Below are 14144 nucleotides of genomic sequence, written 5' to 3' on the forward strand. Positions count from 1 at the left end.
TGTCGCGAAAGGGCTGCAGAGCAGCCCCAGGATATCGGCGAAAAAGCTGATGTTGCTGGGGCTGCTCTGCAGCCCTTTCGCGACACAAGGCCGCTCCCACAAAGCGGCAGCGCTGCGTTCGAAACCGTTTGCTCAGCCCATTCCCTTCTATTAATTATCTGCGGTTATAGCCAAAACCAATCACAAGCATGAGCTTTGCCAATGAGCCTTTGTCGGGGCCAGCAGTTAGGATTCTCTCCATCAACTGATTCCAACCCCATGAAGGAGCGTCTCTCATGCCTATCATCAACAGCCAGGTCAAACCGTTCAACGCCACCGCCTACCACAAGGGCGAGTTCGTCCAGGTCAGCGAAGTCGACCTGAAAGGCAAGTGGTCCGTCGTGTTCTTCTACCCGGCCGACTTCACCTTCGTTTGCCCGACCGAGCTGGGTGACCTTGCCGACAACTACGCCGAGTTCCAGAAGCTGGGCGTGGAGATCTACGGTGTATCGACCGACACCCACTTCACCCACAAAGCCTGGCACGACACTTCGGAAACCATCGGCAAGATCCAGTACCCGCTGATCGGTGACCCGACCCACGTCATCTCGCGCAACTTCGACGTGCTGATCGAAGAAGCCGGCCTGGCCGATCGCGGTACCTTCGTGATCAACCCGGAAGGCCAGATCAAGATCGTCGAACTGAACGACGGTGGTGTTGGCCGCGACGCAGCCGAGCTGCTGCGCAAAGTCAAGGCCGCCCAGTACGTTGCCGCTCACCCAGGCGAAGTTTGCCCGGCCAAGTGGAAAGAAGGCGAAGCCACTCTGGCTCCGTCGCTGGACCTGGTCGGCAAGATCTAAGCCGATGTGCACGTCGCGGGCGGTAGCCAGCCGCCAAAGCTGAAACACCTACCGCCCCGTAAAAGCGCCCGGGCGACCTCGCCTGGGCGTTTTTGTATCCGAGTTTTGAAAAAAGGAATCGCCCGTATGTTGGACGCCACGCTTAAATCGCAACTGAAAACCTACCTGGAGCGGGTCACCCAGCCGATCGAGATCGTTGCCTCCCTCGACGACGGCGCGAAGTCCCGCGAACTGCACGACCTGCTGGTGGAAATCGCCGGCCTGTCGAACCTCATTACCTTCAGCGCGGACGGCAGCGATGCCCGTCGCCCTTCGTTTTCGCTGAACCGCCCGGGTGCCGACATTAGCCTGCGCTTCGCCGGCATCCCCATGGGCCACGAATTCACCTCCCTGGTGCTGGCGCTGCTGCAAGTCGGCGGCCACCCGTCCAAGGCCAGTGCCGAAGTGATCGAGCAGATCCAGGCGCTGGAAGGCGAATTCACCTTCGAAACCTACTTCTCGCTGTCGTGCCAGAACTGCCCGGACGTGGTCCAGGCGCTGAACCTGATGGCCGTGCTCAACCCCAATGTGCGCCACGTGGCCATCGACGGTGCGCTGTTCCAGGATGAAGTCGAGTCGCGCAAGATCATGGCGGTGCCAAGCATCTACCTGAACGGCGAAGTGTTCGGCCAGGGCCGCATGGGCCTCGAAGAAATCCTCGGCAAGCTCGACACCAATGCCGGTGCCCGCCAGGCCGAGAAGCTCAACGCCAAGGACGCCTTCGACGTGCTGGTGGTCGGCGGTGGCCCTGCGGGGGCCGCAGCGGCCATCTATGCCGCCCGTAAAGGCATCCGCACCGGTGTCGCTGCCGAGCGTTTCGGCGGCCAGGTGCTCGATACCCTGGCCATCGAAAACTTCATTTCGGTGCAGGAAACCGAAGGGCCGAAGCTGGCCACGGCGCTGGAAGAACACGTCAAGCAGTACGACGTCGATATCATGAACCTGCAGCGCGGCGAAGCGTTGATTCCGGGTACCGACGGCGGCCTTCACGAAGTGCGCCTGGCCGGCGGTGCCTCGCTCAAGGCCAAGACGGTGATCCTCGCCACGGGCGCCCGCTGGCGCGAAATGAACGTGCCGGGCGAGCAGGAATACCGCGCCCGCGGCGTGGCCTACTGCCCGCACTGCGACGGCCCGCTGTTCAAGGGCAAGCGCGTGGCGGTGATCGGCGGCGGCAACTCGGGCGTGGAAGCGGCCATCGACCTGGCCGGTATCGTCGCCCAGGTGACGCTGATCGAGTTCGACAGCCAGCTGCGTGCGGATGCTGTGCTGCAGCGCAAGCTGCACAGCCTGCCGAACGTCAAGGTGATCACCAGCGCGCTGACCACCGAAGTGGTGGGCAATGGCGAAAAAGTGACGGGTTTGCGTTACAAGGACCGCAACACCGATGAGGTGCATGACCTGGCGCTGGAAGGCATCTTCGTACAGATCGGCCTGCTGCCGAACACGGATTGGCTCAAAGGCACGGTCGAGCTGTCGCCACGTGGCGAGATCATCGTCGACGCCAAGGGCCAGACCAGCGTGCCGGGTGTGTTTGCCGCAGGTGACGTGACCACCGTGCCGTACAAGCAGATCGTCATCGCGGTGGGTGAGGGCGCCAAGGCCTCGCTGGCAGCGTTCGATCACCTGATCCGGACTTCGGCACCGGCGTAAGCCTGTACCGGCCTTTCGCGGCTGAAGCCGTTCCTACAGGTACACCACAGGCCCCACGGGCAGTGCTATCCCTGTAGGAACGGCTTCAGCCGCGAATGGGCCGGCACAAGCAAAGCATTACCTGAAGGTGTCTATGCTTACCGCAGACACCTTCAGGAGCTCCACCATGACCCTGATCAGCCGCGAACCCTGGTGGCTAATCCCCCCCAAGCCCGGGCAGAAAGAGCAGGACCTGCACTGGGGCTACCTCGAAATCTACGCAGACGGCCGTACCGTGTTCGTCGACCAGCGCCCCAGTGACCGGGAACTGGCCGAACGCAAGAGCTGCCGCAATTTCCCCGACCCTGAACCCTAGCCGGCTCAGCCTTCCAGTTCGGCCAGTCGTGCTTCCAGTGCCGCGATCCGTGCCTCCAGGGCTTCGATACGCTCTTCCGACACGCTGCTGCCACTGCTGCGAGTACCAGCGTCTTGCTGGCGCGCTGCCAGAATCGCCTCGATTTCTGCCGGGTCGCCCAGGGCATGGGTATAGCGGTCTTCCCGCTGCCCGGCCTGGCGTGGCAGGTGCAAGGCCAGGTCGCGTGAAATCAGGCGCTCCAGTTGGTGCTGGATCTGCTCGGTGTCGTCGAAGTCGTGCAGGCGGTTGCTGCGGGTCAGCAGTTCGTTGAGGGTCTGCGGCCCCCGCAGGAACATCAGGCCCATCAGCACCAGTTGCGCCGGTACCAGTTCCAGGGCCTTGTCCAGCCGATGTTCCCAGCGGTCGGCGCGGCTGCCCATCTGCAGGCGGGCCATGCCCTGGCCCTCGAGGGCACGCAGGGCCTGGCCGACCTGGCCCTGGGTCAGGTTCATGACCGGTTCCCGGCTGGTTTTCTGGTTGCAGGCCAGGACCAGGGCGTTAAGGGTCAGCGGGTAGCTTTCCGGGCTGGTGGCCTGCTTCTCGATGAGCGCGCCGAGAATGCGGATCTCGATGCTGCTGAGGCGACCTTCGTCGGCGGTTGGGTGTTCTGACATGGCCCTGTCTCATGGCTGGGGAAAGGCCACTAGCGTAGGTAATGCCGCGGTCCATGGCAATTGGGGCCGCAAGGCAGCCCCGGCGGCCTCACGCGTTACGCCGCTCTTCGGCTTGGCACGCCGCCGCAGTAAACAGCACATCGGTCGACGAATTCAGCGCCGTCTCCGCCGAATCCTGCAGCACGCCAATGATGAAGCCCACCGCCACCACCTGCATGGCAATCTCGCTGGGGATGCCGAACAGGCTGCACGCCAGCGGAATCAGCAGCAGCGACCCCCCGGCAACCCCAGAGGCGCCGCAGGCGCACACCGCCGCAACCACACTCAGCAGCACTGCAGTGGGCAGGTCGACAGGAATGTCGAGGGTGTGCACGGCCGCCAGGGTCAGTACGGTGATGGTGATTGCCGCGCCTGCCATGTTGATGGTCGCCCCCAGCGGGATCGAAACCGAGTAGGTGTCCTCATGCAGCCCCAGGCGCTCCGACAGCGCCAGGTTGACCGGGATGTTGGCGGCCGAACTGCGGGTGAAGAACGCGGTAATGCCGCTTTCGCGCAGGCACAGCAAGGTCAGCGGGTAAGGGTTGCGGCGGATTTTCCAGAACACGATCAGCGGGTTCATCACCAGCGCCACGAACAGCATGCAACCGATCAGCACACCCAGCAGGTGCAGGTAGCCGAGCAGGGCGCCGAGGCCAGACTGGGCCAGGGTCGAGCTGACCAGCCCGAAGATACCCAGCGGGGCGAAGCGGATCACCACGCGCACGATCAAGGTCACCCCATTGGACAGGTCTTCGACCACGGTGCGGGTGGTGTCGCCAGCGTGGCGCAGGGCCACGCCCAGGCCGATGGCCCAGGTCAGCACACCGATGAAGTTGGCGTTGAGCAAGGCGTTGATCGGGTTGTCGACCGCGCTCAGCAGCAGGTTCTGCATCACCTCGCTGATACCGCCCGGCGCGCTCAGGGCCGCCTCGCTGGCACTCAGGGCCAGTTGCGACGGGAACAGCATGCTGGCGACCACGGCCACCACCGCGGCTGCGAAGGTGCCCAGCAGGTACAGCCAGAGGATCGGGCGGATGTGGGTTTCCTGGCCGTGGCGGTGGTTGGCGATCGACGCCATGACCAGAATGAACACCAGCACCGGCGCGACAGCCTTCAGGGCGCTGACGAACACTTTGCCGAGAAAGCCCAGGTCACGGGCGATGGCGGGTGCCAGCAGGGCCAGGGCGATGCCGGCGACAAGGCCGATGACGATTTGGGTCACCAGGCTGGTGCGGTTTACAAGGCGGAGAACAGGCGTCATGTGCAGCGGAGTCTCGAAATCTTCAAAGGGCGCGACTCTAGCACAATCAGGCCCGGCCCTTTTGCGAGCCGCCACTACCAGTGGAACAGTTCGCGCCGTGCCCCCTCGGTAATCGCCACGATCCCCGGATGCTTGACCTTGCGCTCCACCGAAATGGCATAGAACGACTCATGCACCGCTTCGGTCTGGCCAATCAGTGCGACGCCATACTGCCGGCACACCTCCTCGGCAATCACGCTTGGCGCCACGAATATCCCGCTGCCCGACTGGCCGAATGCCTGCATCAGCGCACTGTCATCGAACTCGCCCACGATCCTGGGCTGCACCTGTTGCTCGCCCAGCCAGCGCAACAGGCGGCTGCGCACCACGGTTTCCGGCCCGGGAATCAGCAGCGGCGCATCCTGCAGGCAGGCGGGGAAGGGGCCTGCATGCTGGCTGGCCAGGGCCGGGGTGGCGAAGAAGCTCAGGCCGCATTCGCCGAGCTTCTGGCTATAACCCTTGATATCCAGGTGGCTGGGCATCGGGCTGTCGGAAATCACCAGGTCCAGGCGCTGGATCGCCAGGTCTGCCAGTAGCCGTTCGAGCTTGTCTTCGCGGCAATTGATGCGCAGCACTTCATCCAGCTCCATGGTCGGGGCCAGCAGCCGGTAGACGATCGACTTCGGCACCACATCGGCCACCCCTACGCGAAACAGGATCTGCTCCTGCGGGCCGGCCCTGAGCATGGCCTCCAGTTCGCCGCCGATCTGGAACATCTGCTCGGCATAGACCAGTGCCTGACGGCCGGTCTCGGTCAGCTCCAGTTGTCGACCAACCCGCTGGAACAGCTCCAGCCCGTAGGTCTGCTCGAACAGGCTGATCTGCCCGCTGATGGTCTGCGGCGTCAGGTTCAGCTGCTCGCTGGCGCGGGCGATGCTGCCAGTCTTGGCCACGGCCCAGAAGTAATGGAGCTGTCGATAGTTGAGCACGCGCGCGGGTCCCGATTCGGAAAAACCGAAGTATACACACTGGAAATACGAATTTTACTGAACTATTGGCGTCTTTAGAATGCGACCCCATCAGGCGCTTCGCGCCGCCGGGATTTTTCAAGCGAGGACACCATGCTGCATTTCAAATCCATTGGCACCCCGCTGGTGCTGGCCCTGGCGCTGTTCAGCCTGGCGGGTTGCGACCAGGCCGAGAAGTCTGCCCAGCAAATGCTCGACCAAGCCGCCAAGTCGGCCAAGCAGGCCATCGACGACACCAACAAGGCCGCCCAGCAGGCGTTGAGCGATGCCATCGGTCACGAGGGCCAGAAGCCCAAGGACGCCGAGAAGAAAACCCACACCCAAGAAATCTGACCCTAACCGCCGCTTCAGGATTTGAACAATGGAATACTTGCTGGAACTCGCCGCTAGCCCCACCGCCTGGGTCGCCCTGGCTACGTTGGTGGCCATGGAAGTGGTACTGGGTATCGACAACCTGATCTTCATCTCGATCCTGACCAACAAACTGCCTGTGGAATACCGTTCCAAGGCACGCCGTATCGGTATCAGCATGGCGCTGGTCATGCGCCTGGCCCTGCTCAGCACCGTGGCCTGGATCGTGCAGTTGACCGACCCGGTGTTCGAAGTGTTCGGTAATGCCTTCTCGTGGAAGGACGTGATCCTGATCGCTGGCGGCCTGTTCCTGCTGTGGAAGGCCACCAGGGAGATCCACGAGAACGTCGACCCGCACGGTGCCAAGGAAGAGGCCAAGGTGTCTTCCACGGTCACCCTGGGCTTTGCCGCGGCGATCTTCCAGATCCTGTTGCTGGACATCGTCTTCTCGGTCGACAGCATCATCACCGCCGTGGGCATGACCGAGCACCTGCCGATCATGATCATTGCCGTGATCACCGCCGTCATCGTCATGATGGTGGCCGCCGACCCGCTGGCCAACTTCATCAACGACAACCCGACGGTGGTCATGCTGGCGCTGGGCTTCCTGATCATGATCGGCATGACGCTGATCGCCGAAGGTTTTGGCGCCCATGTACCGAAAGGCTATGTGTACGCGGCGATGGCCTTCTCGACGGTGATCGAGATCCTCAACATCCTGGCTCGCCGAGCGCGGCTCAAGCGTGAAGCCGCAGAAGGCTGATAAAAGACAACGGGGCGCCTGGCGCCCCGTTTGCATTCAGGTGACGTGGCCTCAGTGGGCCCTGGCATGCCGCCGCGCCCTGCGCAAAGGCTGCGCTTTGGCCGGGGCCTGCGGTGGCAGGTGGTGATGCGGGGAATGACGCCGTACGATACGCAGAACACCCCACAGCATGGCGGCCGCGACGCTCAGCCACATACCCACCAGCATGAGGATTGCCATGGTCAGGCTCATGTGTGCCTCCTTCTCTTGGGCCAACCTGCGGTTTGCCCTCCAGACACAGCTTTAGTCTAGCTGCCCGGCCGTGACGTTCCATTGATCAAAGGTCGATGGCTCAAGCCGATTGGTTCCGTTCACTTGTCGGACTATACCCGCGCAACGCGGCGCCCTATGATCGGTGGCCAGAGCCGGGCGCTGCCTGCCTGGCATCGGAACAAGCGAGTGTCCATGGAGCAACATTCCTGCAAGCGCTGGGCAACCGTCCCGCGTCGACTGTTGGCCACCTGCCTGGTGGCCGCGACCCTGGGCGGCTGCGCCAGTGCACCGCCCGCCAGCCTCAAGGGCATGCCCCAGCGGGTCGAGATCAGTAGCGTGCCGTTCTACCGCGGCAATGCCAACCACAGTGGCTCGATGGCCTTGGCCGCGCTGCTGTCCCAGCAAGGCGCGCCGATCACCCCGGGGCTGCTGGACAAACCGCTGAACCTGCCCAAGGGGGCCGACGCGCTGGAAACCAGCATCCCGCGGGTGGCCCGCGAGTACGGCATGCTGGTGTACCCGCTGGACAAGCAACTGGACGCCCTGCTGACCCAGGTGGCCGCTGGCAATCCGGTATTGCTGCGTTACCGAGAGGGTTCGGCGTGGTGGAGCGAACCGCGTTACGCGGTGCTGATCGGCTATGACCGCTTCAAGAAGCGCGTATTGCTGCGCTCGGGGATGCATCGGCGCCAGTTGATGGCGTTCGATGACTTTGCCTCGGCGTGGGCGAAGGAGGGGAGTTGGGCGGTGCTTGTGCAGCCGCCGCGCCAGCTGCCGGCCCAGGTGGACCGTCAGCGTTGGCTGCAGGCTGCCGATGAACTGGCCCGGGCGGGCCAGGAAGTGGCGGCAAAACAGGCTGTGCGCAGCCTGGGTAAATAGTTACCTGCGCCGGCCTCATCGCCGGTAAACCCGATCCTACAGCTACTGCAATGGTTTCGAACCTTGTACGGTCCCTGTAGGAGCGGGTTTACCCGCGATGAGGCCAGGCCTGCTTACCTCATCAGAAGCCCAGACGATCGCGCAGGCTGTAGTACCAGGCACCCATGGCGCTGAACGGCACACGCAGCATCTGGCCACCCGGGAACGGGTAGTGCGGCAGGCCGGCGAAGGCGTCGAAACGTTCGGCCTGGCCGCGCAGGGCCTCGGCCAGTACCTTGCCCGCCAGGTGGGTGTAAGTCACGCCGTGGCCAGAGCAACCCTGCGAGTAGTAGATGTTGTCGCCGATACGGCCGACCTGAGGCAGGCGCGACAGGGTCAGCAGGAAGTTGCCGGTCCAGGCGTAGTCGATCTTGACGTTCTTCAGCTGTGGGAAGGCCTTGAGCATCTTCGGACGAATGATCGCTTCGATGTTGGCCGGGTCGCGTGCACCGTACACCACGCCACCGCCGAAGATCAGGCGCTTGTCGCTGGTCAGGCGGTAGTAGTCGAGCAGGTAGTTGCAGTCTTCCACGCAGTAGTCCTGCGGCAGCAGGGTGCGGGCCAGTTCTTCGCCCAGCGGCTCGGTGGTGATCACCTGGGTGCCGCACGGCATCGACTTGGCGGCCAGTTCCGGTACCAGGTTGCCCAGGTAGGCGTTGCCGGCAACGATGATGAACTTGGCGCGGACCTTGCCTTGCGGGGTATGCACAACCGGGTTGGCGCCGCGCTCGATACGGATGGCCGGGGTCTGCTCGTAAATGATGCCGCCAAGCGACTCGACTGCGGCGGCTTCGCCCAGGGCCAGGTTCAGCGGGTGGATGTGACCGCCGCTCATGTCCAGCATGCCGCCGACATAGTTGTCGCAGGCAACCACTTCACGGATGCGCTTCTTGTCCATCAGCTCCAGCTGGGTGTGGCCGAAGCGTTCCCACAGGCGTTTTTGCGACTCCAGGTGACCCATCTGCTTGGCGGTCAGCGCGGCGAACACGCCGCCGTCCTTCAGGTCACACTGAATGTTGTACTTGGCCACGCGCTCACGAATGATGCGGCCGCCTTCGAAGGCCATCTTGCCGAGCAGCTGTGCTTCTTTAGGGCCGACAGTGCGCTCGATGACGTCGATGTCGCGGCTGTAGCTGTTGACGATCTGACCACCGTTGCGGCCCGATGCGCCGAAGCCGACCTTGGCTGCTTCGACGATGCTCACCTTGAAGCCGTTTTCCAGCAGGAACAGCGCGCTGGACAGGCCGGTGTAGCCGGCACCGATGATGCAGATATCGGTTTCCACCTCACCCTGCAGCGCCGGACGTGGCGGCACCGGGTTGGCCGAGGCGGCGTAGTAGGACTGGGGGTAGGGGGTGTTAGCCATGCTGCAGGAACCTCGTGTTTTATATTTTTAACGAATGTACCGATGCTATCAATAATAATAAACACCCGCTAGTCGTCTGTTGAAATTCCTTTACGGGCCTGCGGCTCGCTGCTCTCTATAAACAGTTTAATATTCAGTGAGTTAGCGCGAAAAAAAGTGTTGACAGGGTTTTTGGATTGCGTAGAATGCGCACCACACGACAGGCACATAGCTCAGTTGGTTAGAGCACCACCTTGACATGGTGGGGGTCGTTGGTTCGAGTCCAATTGTGCCTACCAAACAAAGTCCCGCGCTGCGGGCAGCGAAAAGGGCGACCCGCAGGGGTTGCCTTTTTTGCATTATGGGCCTGTTCGGCGTGGCGGTCGCCAGCGCTTGCAGGTTTCTGAAAGTTTTTGATTTTTTTGAAAAAAACGCTTTACAGGTGTGCATTCGATCACTAATATGCGCACCACACGACAGGCACATAGCTCAGTTGGTTAGAGCACCACCTTGACATGGTGGGGGTCGTTGGTTCGAGTCCAATTGTGCCTACCAAACAAAGCCCCGGATTTCCGGGCATCAAGAAGGGCGTCCCGCAAGGGGCGCCCTTTTTGCTTTCGGATTATCCTCGAAGCAGCGTGTAACCTTTGGTCGCGGGCAGTGCCCCGAGTGGCCGTGGTAGAATCCGCCCCTTCGAATCTGGAGGTACACGCGTGCGCAAACTGGCAGTGGTATTGGCAGTGCTGGCCCTGGCGGGCTGTGAGAACGAGGTCGAAGGTGTGCATAAACAGGTTGCCGAGCACCTGCACAACCCCAAGACCGCCAAGTTCGGCAACGTGCGGATCGACACCAAGGGCACCATCTGCGGCCAGGTGCGTGGCAAGGACGATGCCGGCCAGTACGAGGCCTATCGCAGCTATGTGGCGATCAAGGGCGGCGAGGGCCAATACGAAATCATCGTCGATGATGGCGGCAACAACCTGCGTATCCGTGAATACTGCGGCGGTGCCGACCTGCAGCGCCGTGCCGAGGCGCTGGCCGATCAACCGGCCCCTGAGGGGTGGGATGTCGAAGTGATCCAGGGCGCCAACATGGGCGCGCTGTCCGACATGACTGCACGCTTGATCGAGAAAGGCATCCCTTCTTCGGTCGTATACCGTGATGGCAAGCCGGTGGTGTTGATGGGGCCGTTCCCGAGCAAGGCCGAAGCCGATGCGCGCAAGGCCGAGGTCATGGCCAAGCTGGGTACCGATTCGATCGTCATCCAGCATGGTGCGCAGCGTTAACTGTAATCTGTAGTCTTACCCGGCTATGCTTGCCATGAGACTAGCCAAACGGGGAGGGCCTCATGTCTACGCTGGAGCGGGCCATTGCCGTGGCCGCCAGGGCACATGAAGGGCAATACGACAAGGGTGGGGCAGCATATATCCTCCACCCGTTGCGGGTGATGATGCGGGTCAGCACGCCAGAACAGCGCATTGTCGCGGTGCTGCACGACGTGATCGAAGACACGTCGCTGACCCTTTCCGACTTGGCCCGTGAGGGCTTCCCCCTGAAAATTCTCGCCGCCTTGCTGGCCCTGAGCCGGAACAAGGGCGAAAGCTATCACGATTTCGTGGTGCGCCTGGGCAGTGACCCGTTGGCGCGCACCGTCAAGCTGGCCGACCTGGCCGACAACAGTGACCTGTCGCGTATTCCCGTGCCTGGCCCCGCCGACCTGGCGCGGCTGGCCCGTTACCGCGAGGCCAGTGCCTACCTGCAGGCGCTGGCCTGAGCTTCAGTCTTCCTTCGGTACGGTCCAGAAGATCTGCACGCCGCCGTCGTCGCGGTGGGCGAGGGTGACGTTGTCGTTCTCGGCAATTTCCTCGAGCAGGGTTTCCCAGTCGTCAGGCGACTCGTGTTCCAGGCGGAAGATCAGCGCGGCGCGGCTGCGCTGAGCGAGGGGATTGTTGATGATCTTCTGAATGCGCAGGCCCAGTTGTTGGTAGCTGCTTGCGGTTGCTTCGGCGGTGTTGGCCACGGAGGCGATTCCTTGTTGTGCTGTATGTGCGTACAGTATTTCAAGGCAACGTATTTCGCAACTGGGTCGGTGCGGGATTCTTCGCGGCTAAAGCCGCTCCTGCAGGTACTGCATACCTCTGCAGGAGCGGCTTTAGCCGCGAAAGGGCCGGCGCCAGCAGCGCACCAGCCCAAGTCATACCAGAATCAATACTCCCAGAAGATCCGTTGCAGCTCCTTGCTGTCCTGGGTCTTGGTCATCGCCACCATCGCCAGAATCCGCGCCTTCTGTGGGTTCAGGTCATGGGCCACCACCCAGTCGTACTTGTCATCCGGCTGTTCGGCATTGCGCAGCACGAAGCCGCCCTGGTTGACGTGGGACGAGCGGATGATCTGCACGCCGTTCTTGTGCAGCTCCTGCAGCGCCGGCACCACCCGCGACGACACCGAGCCATTGCCGGTACCGGCATGGATGATCGCTTTCGCCCCGCTCTGTGCCAGCGCCTTGTAGGCGGTATCGGTCACATTGCCGTAGCTGTAGGCAATGTCCACCTGTGGCAGGCTGCTGATCTGCTTGATGTCGAACTCCGACTGGGTGGTGTGGCGCTTGGCCGGCAGGCGGAACCAGTACGACTTGCCTTCCACTACCATGCCCATCGGGCCCCAGGCGCTCTTGAACGCTTCGGTCTTGATGTTGACCGACTTGCTCACGTCGCGCCCGGACTGGATCTCGTCGTTCATGGTCACCAGCACGCCCTTGCCGCGCGACTGCTTGTCGCTGGCCACCGCCACGGCGTTGTACAGGTTGAGCATGCCGTCGGCAGACATCGCCGTGCCCGGGCGCATCGAGCCGACCACCACGATCGGCTTGTCGGTCTTCTCGACCAGGTTGAGGAAATAGGCAGTCTCTTCCAGGGTGTCGGTGCCGTGGGTGATGACGATGCCATCCACGTCCTGGCTGTCGGCAAGCTCTGCGACGCGCTTGGCCAGTTTCAGCAAGTCGTCGTTGGTGATGCTTTCGGAGGCGATCTGCATCACCTGCTCGCCGCGCACGTTGGCCAGGTCCGCCAGTTCCGGCACGCCGGCAATCAGCTTGTCGACGCCGAGCTTGGCGGCCTGGTAAGTGGCGCTGTTGGCGGCGCTGGCGCCGGCGCCGGCGATCGTGCCGCCGGTGGCGAGAATGACCACATTGGCCAGTTTCTGCTGGGTTTCGGCTTCTTTTGCCGAGGCCGTGGCAGGGAGGATCAGCAGCAGCGCCAAGGCGCTGGGGGCGAAGGACTTCAATGCAGCATTCATAATTATTGTTCTCTCTCTTCCTGATGAGGTGTTTGCTGTGTTGCGCGTGAAAGCAGGCAGATTTCGTACCAGCTGCGCGCAGTCTCTTGTGGGAGCGGCCTTGCGTCGCGAAAGGGGTGCGAAGCACCCCCAGGGTTTCAGCTTCGCCGCTTGGATTGCCGGGGCCGCGTTGCGGCCCTTTCGCGACGCAAGGCCGCTCCCACAAAGGCGCATTCCATTCGGAATCCCGAACAAGCATAGGAAAGGTGTTCGGTTTTTCGGAAAAATTCCGGATAATCAGCACCGCTTGCGTCTTGGCCCCGCCAGCGAAACGGATTTGACAAAACCGGGTCTTGTTCCCATAGTTACTCAACGCAAACGTTTGCGATCCGATAAAAAACACAAGATTCGGAGTCATCTCCCATGAAGCTGCCGTTCCCCGGTCGTCTGCTGGCGCTCGCTGTCATCTCCTCGCTGTCCCTCGCCATGCCGCTGTCTGCTGCCCATGCAGAGGAAAAACCCAAGGTCGCGCTGGTCATGAAGTCGCTGGCCAACGAGTTCTTCCGCACCATGGAAGACGGCGCCAAGGACTACCAGAAAGCCCACACTGGTGATTTCGACCTGGTCGCCAACGGCATCAAGAACGAAACCGATACCGGTGAGCAGATCCGCATCGTCGAGCAAATGGTCAATTCCGGCGCCAAGGCCCTGGTGATCGCGCCGGCCGACTCCAAGGCGCTGGTCTCGGCGGTGAAGAAAGCCATGGACCAGGGCGTCGTCGTCATCAACATCGACAACCGCCTGGACCCTGAACTGCTCAAGAGCAAAGGCATCAGCGTGCCCTTCGTCGGCCCTGACAACCGCAAGGGCGCACGTATGGTCGGCGACTACCTGGCCCAGCAGAAGCTCAAGGCCGGTGACCAGGTCGGCATCATCGAAGGCGTGCCGACCACCACCAACGCCCAGCAGCGTACCGCCGGCTTCAAGGACGCCATGGATGCCGCCGGGATGAAGATCGTCTCGGTGCAGTCCGGCAACTGGGAAATCGACAAGGGCAACGCTGTCGCCGCGTCCATGCTCAACGAATACCCCGACCTCAAGGCGCTGCTGGCCGGCAACGACAGCATGGCCCTGGGCGCCGTCTCGGCCGTGCGCGCCGCCGGCAAGACCGGCCAGGTGCAGGTGGTGGGTTACGACAACATCAACGCCATCAAGCCGATGCTCAAGGATGGCCGCGTGCTCGCCACCCTCGACCAGGCTGCCAGCCAGCAGGCGGTGTTCGGCATCCAGGCGGCGTTGAAGGTGCTCAAGGGTGAAAAGCCCGACGTAGACGCCGACAACGTCATCCAGACCCCGGTCGAACTGATCACCAAGCCCTGATCCCAGCAGGAGAGATGGC

16 protein-coding genes and 2 tRNA genes are annotated in these 14144 nt (G+C 62.5%); 11 read left to right on the forward strand and 7 right to left on the reverse strand.

Features of this window, described 5'->3' with window-relative positions:
* The first annotated feature begins 275 nt into the window (after positions 1-275).
* From ahpC to HU738_RS13750, 3 genes are all read left to right on the forward strand, one after another.
* Positions 276-839, forward strand: coding sequence for an alkyl hydroperoxide reductase subunit C (gene ahpC / locus HU738_RS13740; RefSeq protein WP_186603481.1), 564 nt, complete (start codon positions 276-278; stop codon positions 837-839).
* A gap of 126 nt (positions 840-965) precedes the next feature.
* Entirely contained in the window at positions 966-2528 is a 1563-nt protein-coding gene (gene ahpF / locus HU738_RS13745) for an alkyl hydroperoxide reductase subunit F (protein WP_186603480.1), read from the forward strand.
* Positions 2529-2694: 166 nt separating this feature from the next.
* On the forward strand, positions 2695-2883 hold the full coding sequence (locus HU738_RS13750; protein WP_176509516.1) for a hypothetical protein: 189 nt from the start codon (positions 2695-2697) through the stop codon (positions 2881-2883).
* A 5-nt stretch (positions 2884-2888) separates the two neighbouring features.
* On the opposite strand, the gene HU738_RS13755 is transcribed toward HU738_RS13750, so the two are convergent.
* From HU738_RS13755 to nhaR, 3 genes are all read right to left on the reverse strand, one after another.
* Positions 2889-3536 carry a YceH family protein gene (locus HU738_RS13755; RefSeq protein ID WP_186603479.1) on the reverse strand — a complete coding sequence of 216 codons (648 nt, stop codon included), beginning with the start codon at positions 3534-3536 and terminating at the stop codon, positions 2889-2891.
* An 88-nt stretch (positions 3537-3624) separates the two neighbouring features.
* On the reverse strand, positions 3625-4836 hold the full coding sequence (gene sstT / locus HU738_RS13760) for a serine/threonine transporter SstT (RefSeq protein WP_186603478.1): 1212 nt from the start codon (positions 4834-4836) through the stop codon (positions 3625-3627).
* Between the two features lie 74 nt (positions 4837-4910).
* Positions 4911-5804, reverse strand: coding sequence for a transcriptional activator NhaR (nhaR, locus tag HU738_RS13765; RefSeq protein ID WP_176509513.1), 894 nt, complete (start codon positions 5802-5804; stop codon positions 4911-4913).
* Positions 5805-5936: 132 nt separating this feature from the next.
* On the opposite strand from nhaR, the gene HU738_RS13770 reads away from it, so the two are divergent.
* Both HU738_RS13770 and HU738_RS13775 read left to right on the forward strand, forming a co-directional pair.
* The gene (locus HU738_RS13770; protein WP_176509512.1) at positions 5937-6176 is read left to right on the forward strand and encodes a hypothetical protein; all 240 of its coding nucleotides are present in this window, start codon (positions 5937-5939) and stop codon (positions 6174-6176) included.
* 28 nt (positions 6177-6204) lie between these two features.
* Positions 6205-6957 (forward strand): TerC family protein, encoded by a 753-nt coding sequence (locus HU738_RS13775; protein WP_186603477.1) that lies wholly within the window; start codon positions 6205-6207, stop codon positions 6955-6957.
* Between the two features lie 51 nt (positions 6958-7008).
* Here the strand turns inward: HU738_RS13775 and HU738_RS13780 are convergent, their stop codons facing one another.
* A complete protein-coding gene (locus tag HU738_RS13780; protein WP_186603476.1) occupies positions 7009-7188 on the reverse strand; it encodes a hypothetical protein in 180 nt (59 codons plus the stop codon).
* Between the two features lie 156 nt (positions 7189-7344).
* Here HU738_RS13780 and HU738_RS13785 point away from each other — a divergent pair, with 156 nt between their 5' ends.
* Positions 7345-8088, forward strand: coding sequence for a peptidase C39 family protein (locus HU738_RS13785; RefSeq protein WP_186603475.1), 744 nt, complete (start codon positions 7345-7347; stop codon positions 8086-8088).
* A 121-nt stretch (positions 8089-8209) separates the two neighbouring features.
* On the opposite strand, the gene HU738_RS13790 is transcribed toward HU738_RS13785, so the two are convergent.
* Complete coding sequence (locus HU738_RS13790) at positions 8210-9493, reverse strand: NAD(P)/FAD-dependent oxidoreductase (protein WP_054884960.1); 1284 nt, start codon at positions 9491-9493, stop codon at positions 8210-8212.
* 201 nt (positions 9494-9694) lie between these two features.
* Here HU738_RS13790 and HU738_RS13795 point away from each other — a divergent pair.
* From HU738_RS13795 to HU738_RS13810, 4 genes are all read left to right on the forward strand, one after another.
* A tRNA-Val gene (locus HU738_RS13795) sits at positions 9695-9771 on the forward strand.
* 179 nt (positions 9772-9950) lie between these two features.
* Positions 9951-10027, forward strand: a tRNA-Val gene (locus HU738_RS13800).
* Between the two features lie 158 nt (positions 10028-10185).
* The gene (locus HU738_RS13805; protein WP_176509509.1) at positions 10186-10758 is read left to right on the forward strand and encodes an SPOR domain-containing protein; all 573 of its coding nucleotides are present in this window, start codon (positions 10186-10188) and stop codon (positions 10756-10758) included.
* 62 nt (positions 10759-10820) lie between these two features.
* Positions 10821-11246, forward strand: a complete 426-nt coding sequence (locus HU738_RS13810; RefSeq protein WP_085676082.1) for a GTP pyrophosphokinase — start codon at positions 10821-10823, stop codon at positions 11244-11246.
* A gap of 3 nt (positions 11247-11249) precedes the next feature.
* Here the strand turns inward: HU738_RS13810 and HU738_RS13815 are convergent, their stop codons facing one another.
* Both HU738_RS13815 and HU738_RS13820 read right to left on the reverse strand, forming a co-directional pair.
* Positions 11250-11492 (reverse strand): DUF1654 domain-containing protein, encoded by a 243-nt coding sequence (locus HU738_RS13815; RefSeq protein WP_054884963.1) that lies wholly within the window; start codon positions 11490-11492, stop codon positions 11250-11252.
* Positions 11493-11677: 185 nt separating this feature from the next.
* Positions 11678-12766, reverse strand: a complete 1089-nt coding sequence (locus HU738_RS13820) for an asparaginase (RefSeq protein ID WP_176509508.1) — start codon at positions 12764-12766, stop codon at positions 11678-11680.
* A 402-nt stretch (positions 12767-13168) separates the two neighbouring features.
* Here HU738_RS13820 and HU738_RS13825 point away from each other — a divergent pair, with 402 nt between their 5' ends.
* Complete coding sequence (locus HU738_RS13825; RefSeq protein WP_186603872.1) at positions 13169-14125, forward strand: sugar ABC transporter substrate-binding protein; 957 nt, start codon at positions 13169-13171, stop codon at positions 14123-14125.
* The last annotated feature ends 19 nt before the right edge of the window (positions 14126-14144 follow it).

This window comes from Pseudomonas vlassakiae (assembly GCF_014269035.2).
Taxonomy (GTDB): Bacteria; Pseudomonadota; Gammaproteobacteria; order Pseudomonadales; family Pseudomonadaceae; genus Aquipseudomonas; species Aquipseudomonas vlassakiae.

What these genes read in the sequence shown, in the direction of transcription:
- ahpC (WP_186603481.1), top strand. Translation starts at nt 276, where the DNA reads ATGCCTATCATCAACAGCCAGGTCAAACCGTTCAACGCCACCGCCTAC.
- ahpF (WP_186603480.1), top strand. Translation starts at nt 966, where the DNA reads ATGTTGGACGCCACGCTTAAATCGCAACTGAAAACCTACCTGGAGCGG.
- HU738_RS13750 (WP_176509516.1), top strand. Translation starts at nt 2,695, where the DNA reads ATGACCCTGATCAGCCGCGAACCCTGGTGGCTAATCCCCCCCAAGCCC.
- HU738_RS13755 (WP_186603479.1), bottom strand. Translation starts at nt 3,536, where the DNA reads ATGTCAGAACACCCAACCGCCGACGAAGGTCGCCTCAGCAGCATCGAG.
- sstT (WP_186603478.1), bottom strand. Translation starts at nt 4,836, where the DNA reads ATGACGCCTGTTCTCCGCCTTGTAAACCGCACCAGCCTGGTGACCCAA.
- HU738_RS13770 (WP_176509512.1), top strand. Translation starts at nt 5,937, where the DNA reads ATGCTGCATTTCAAATCCATTGGCACCCCGCTGGTGCTGGCCCTGGCG.
- HU738_RS13775 (WP_186603477.1), top strand. Translation starts at nt 6,205, where the DNA reads ATGGAATACTTGCTGGAACTCGCCGCTAGCCCCACCGCCTGGGTCGCC.
- HU738_RS13780 (WP_186603476.1), bottom strand. Translation starts at nt 7,188, where the DNA reads ATGAGCCTGACCATGGCAATCCTCATGCTGGTGGGTATGTGGCTGAGC.
- HU738_RS13785 (WP_186603475.1), top strand. Translation starts at nt 7,345, where the DNA reads ATGATCGGTGGCCAGAGCCGGGCGCTGCCTGCCTGGCATCGGAACAAG.
- HU738_RS13790 (WP_054884960.1), bottom strand. Translation starts at nt 9,493, where the DNA reads ATGGCTAACACCCCCTACCCCCAGTCCTACTACGCCGCCTCGGCCAAC.
- HU738_RS13810 (WP_085676082.1), top strand. Translation starts at nt 10,821, where the DNA reads ATGTCTACGCTGGAGCGGGCCATTGCCGTGGCCGCCAGGGCACATGAA.
- HU738_RS13820 (WP_176509508.1), bottom strand. Translation starts at nt 12,766, where the DNA reads ATGAATGCTGCATTGAAGTCCTTCGCCCCCAGCGCCTTGGCGCTGCTG.
- HU738_RS13825 (WP_186603872.1), top strand. Translation starts at nt 13,169, where the DNA reads ATGAAGCTGCCGTTCCCCGGTCGTCTGCTGGCGCTCGCTGTCATCTCC.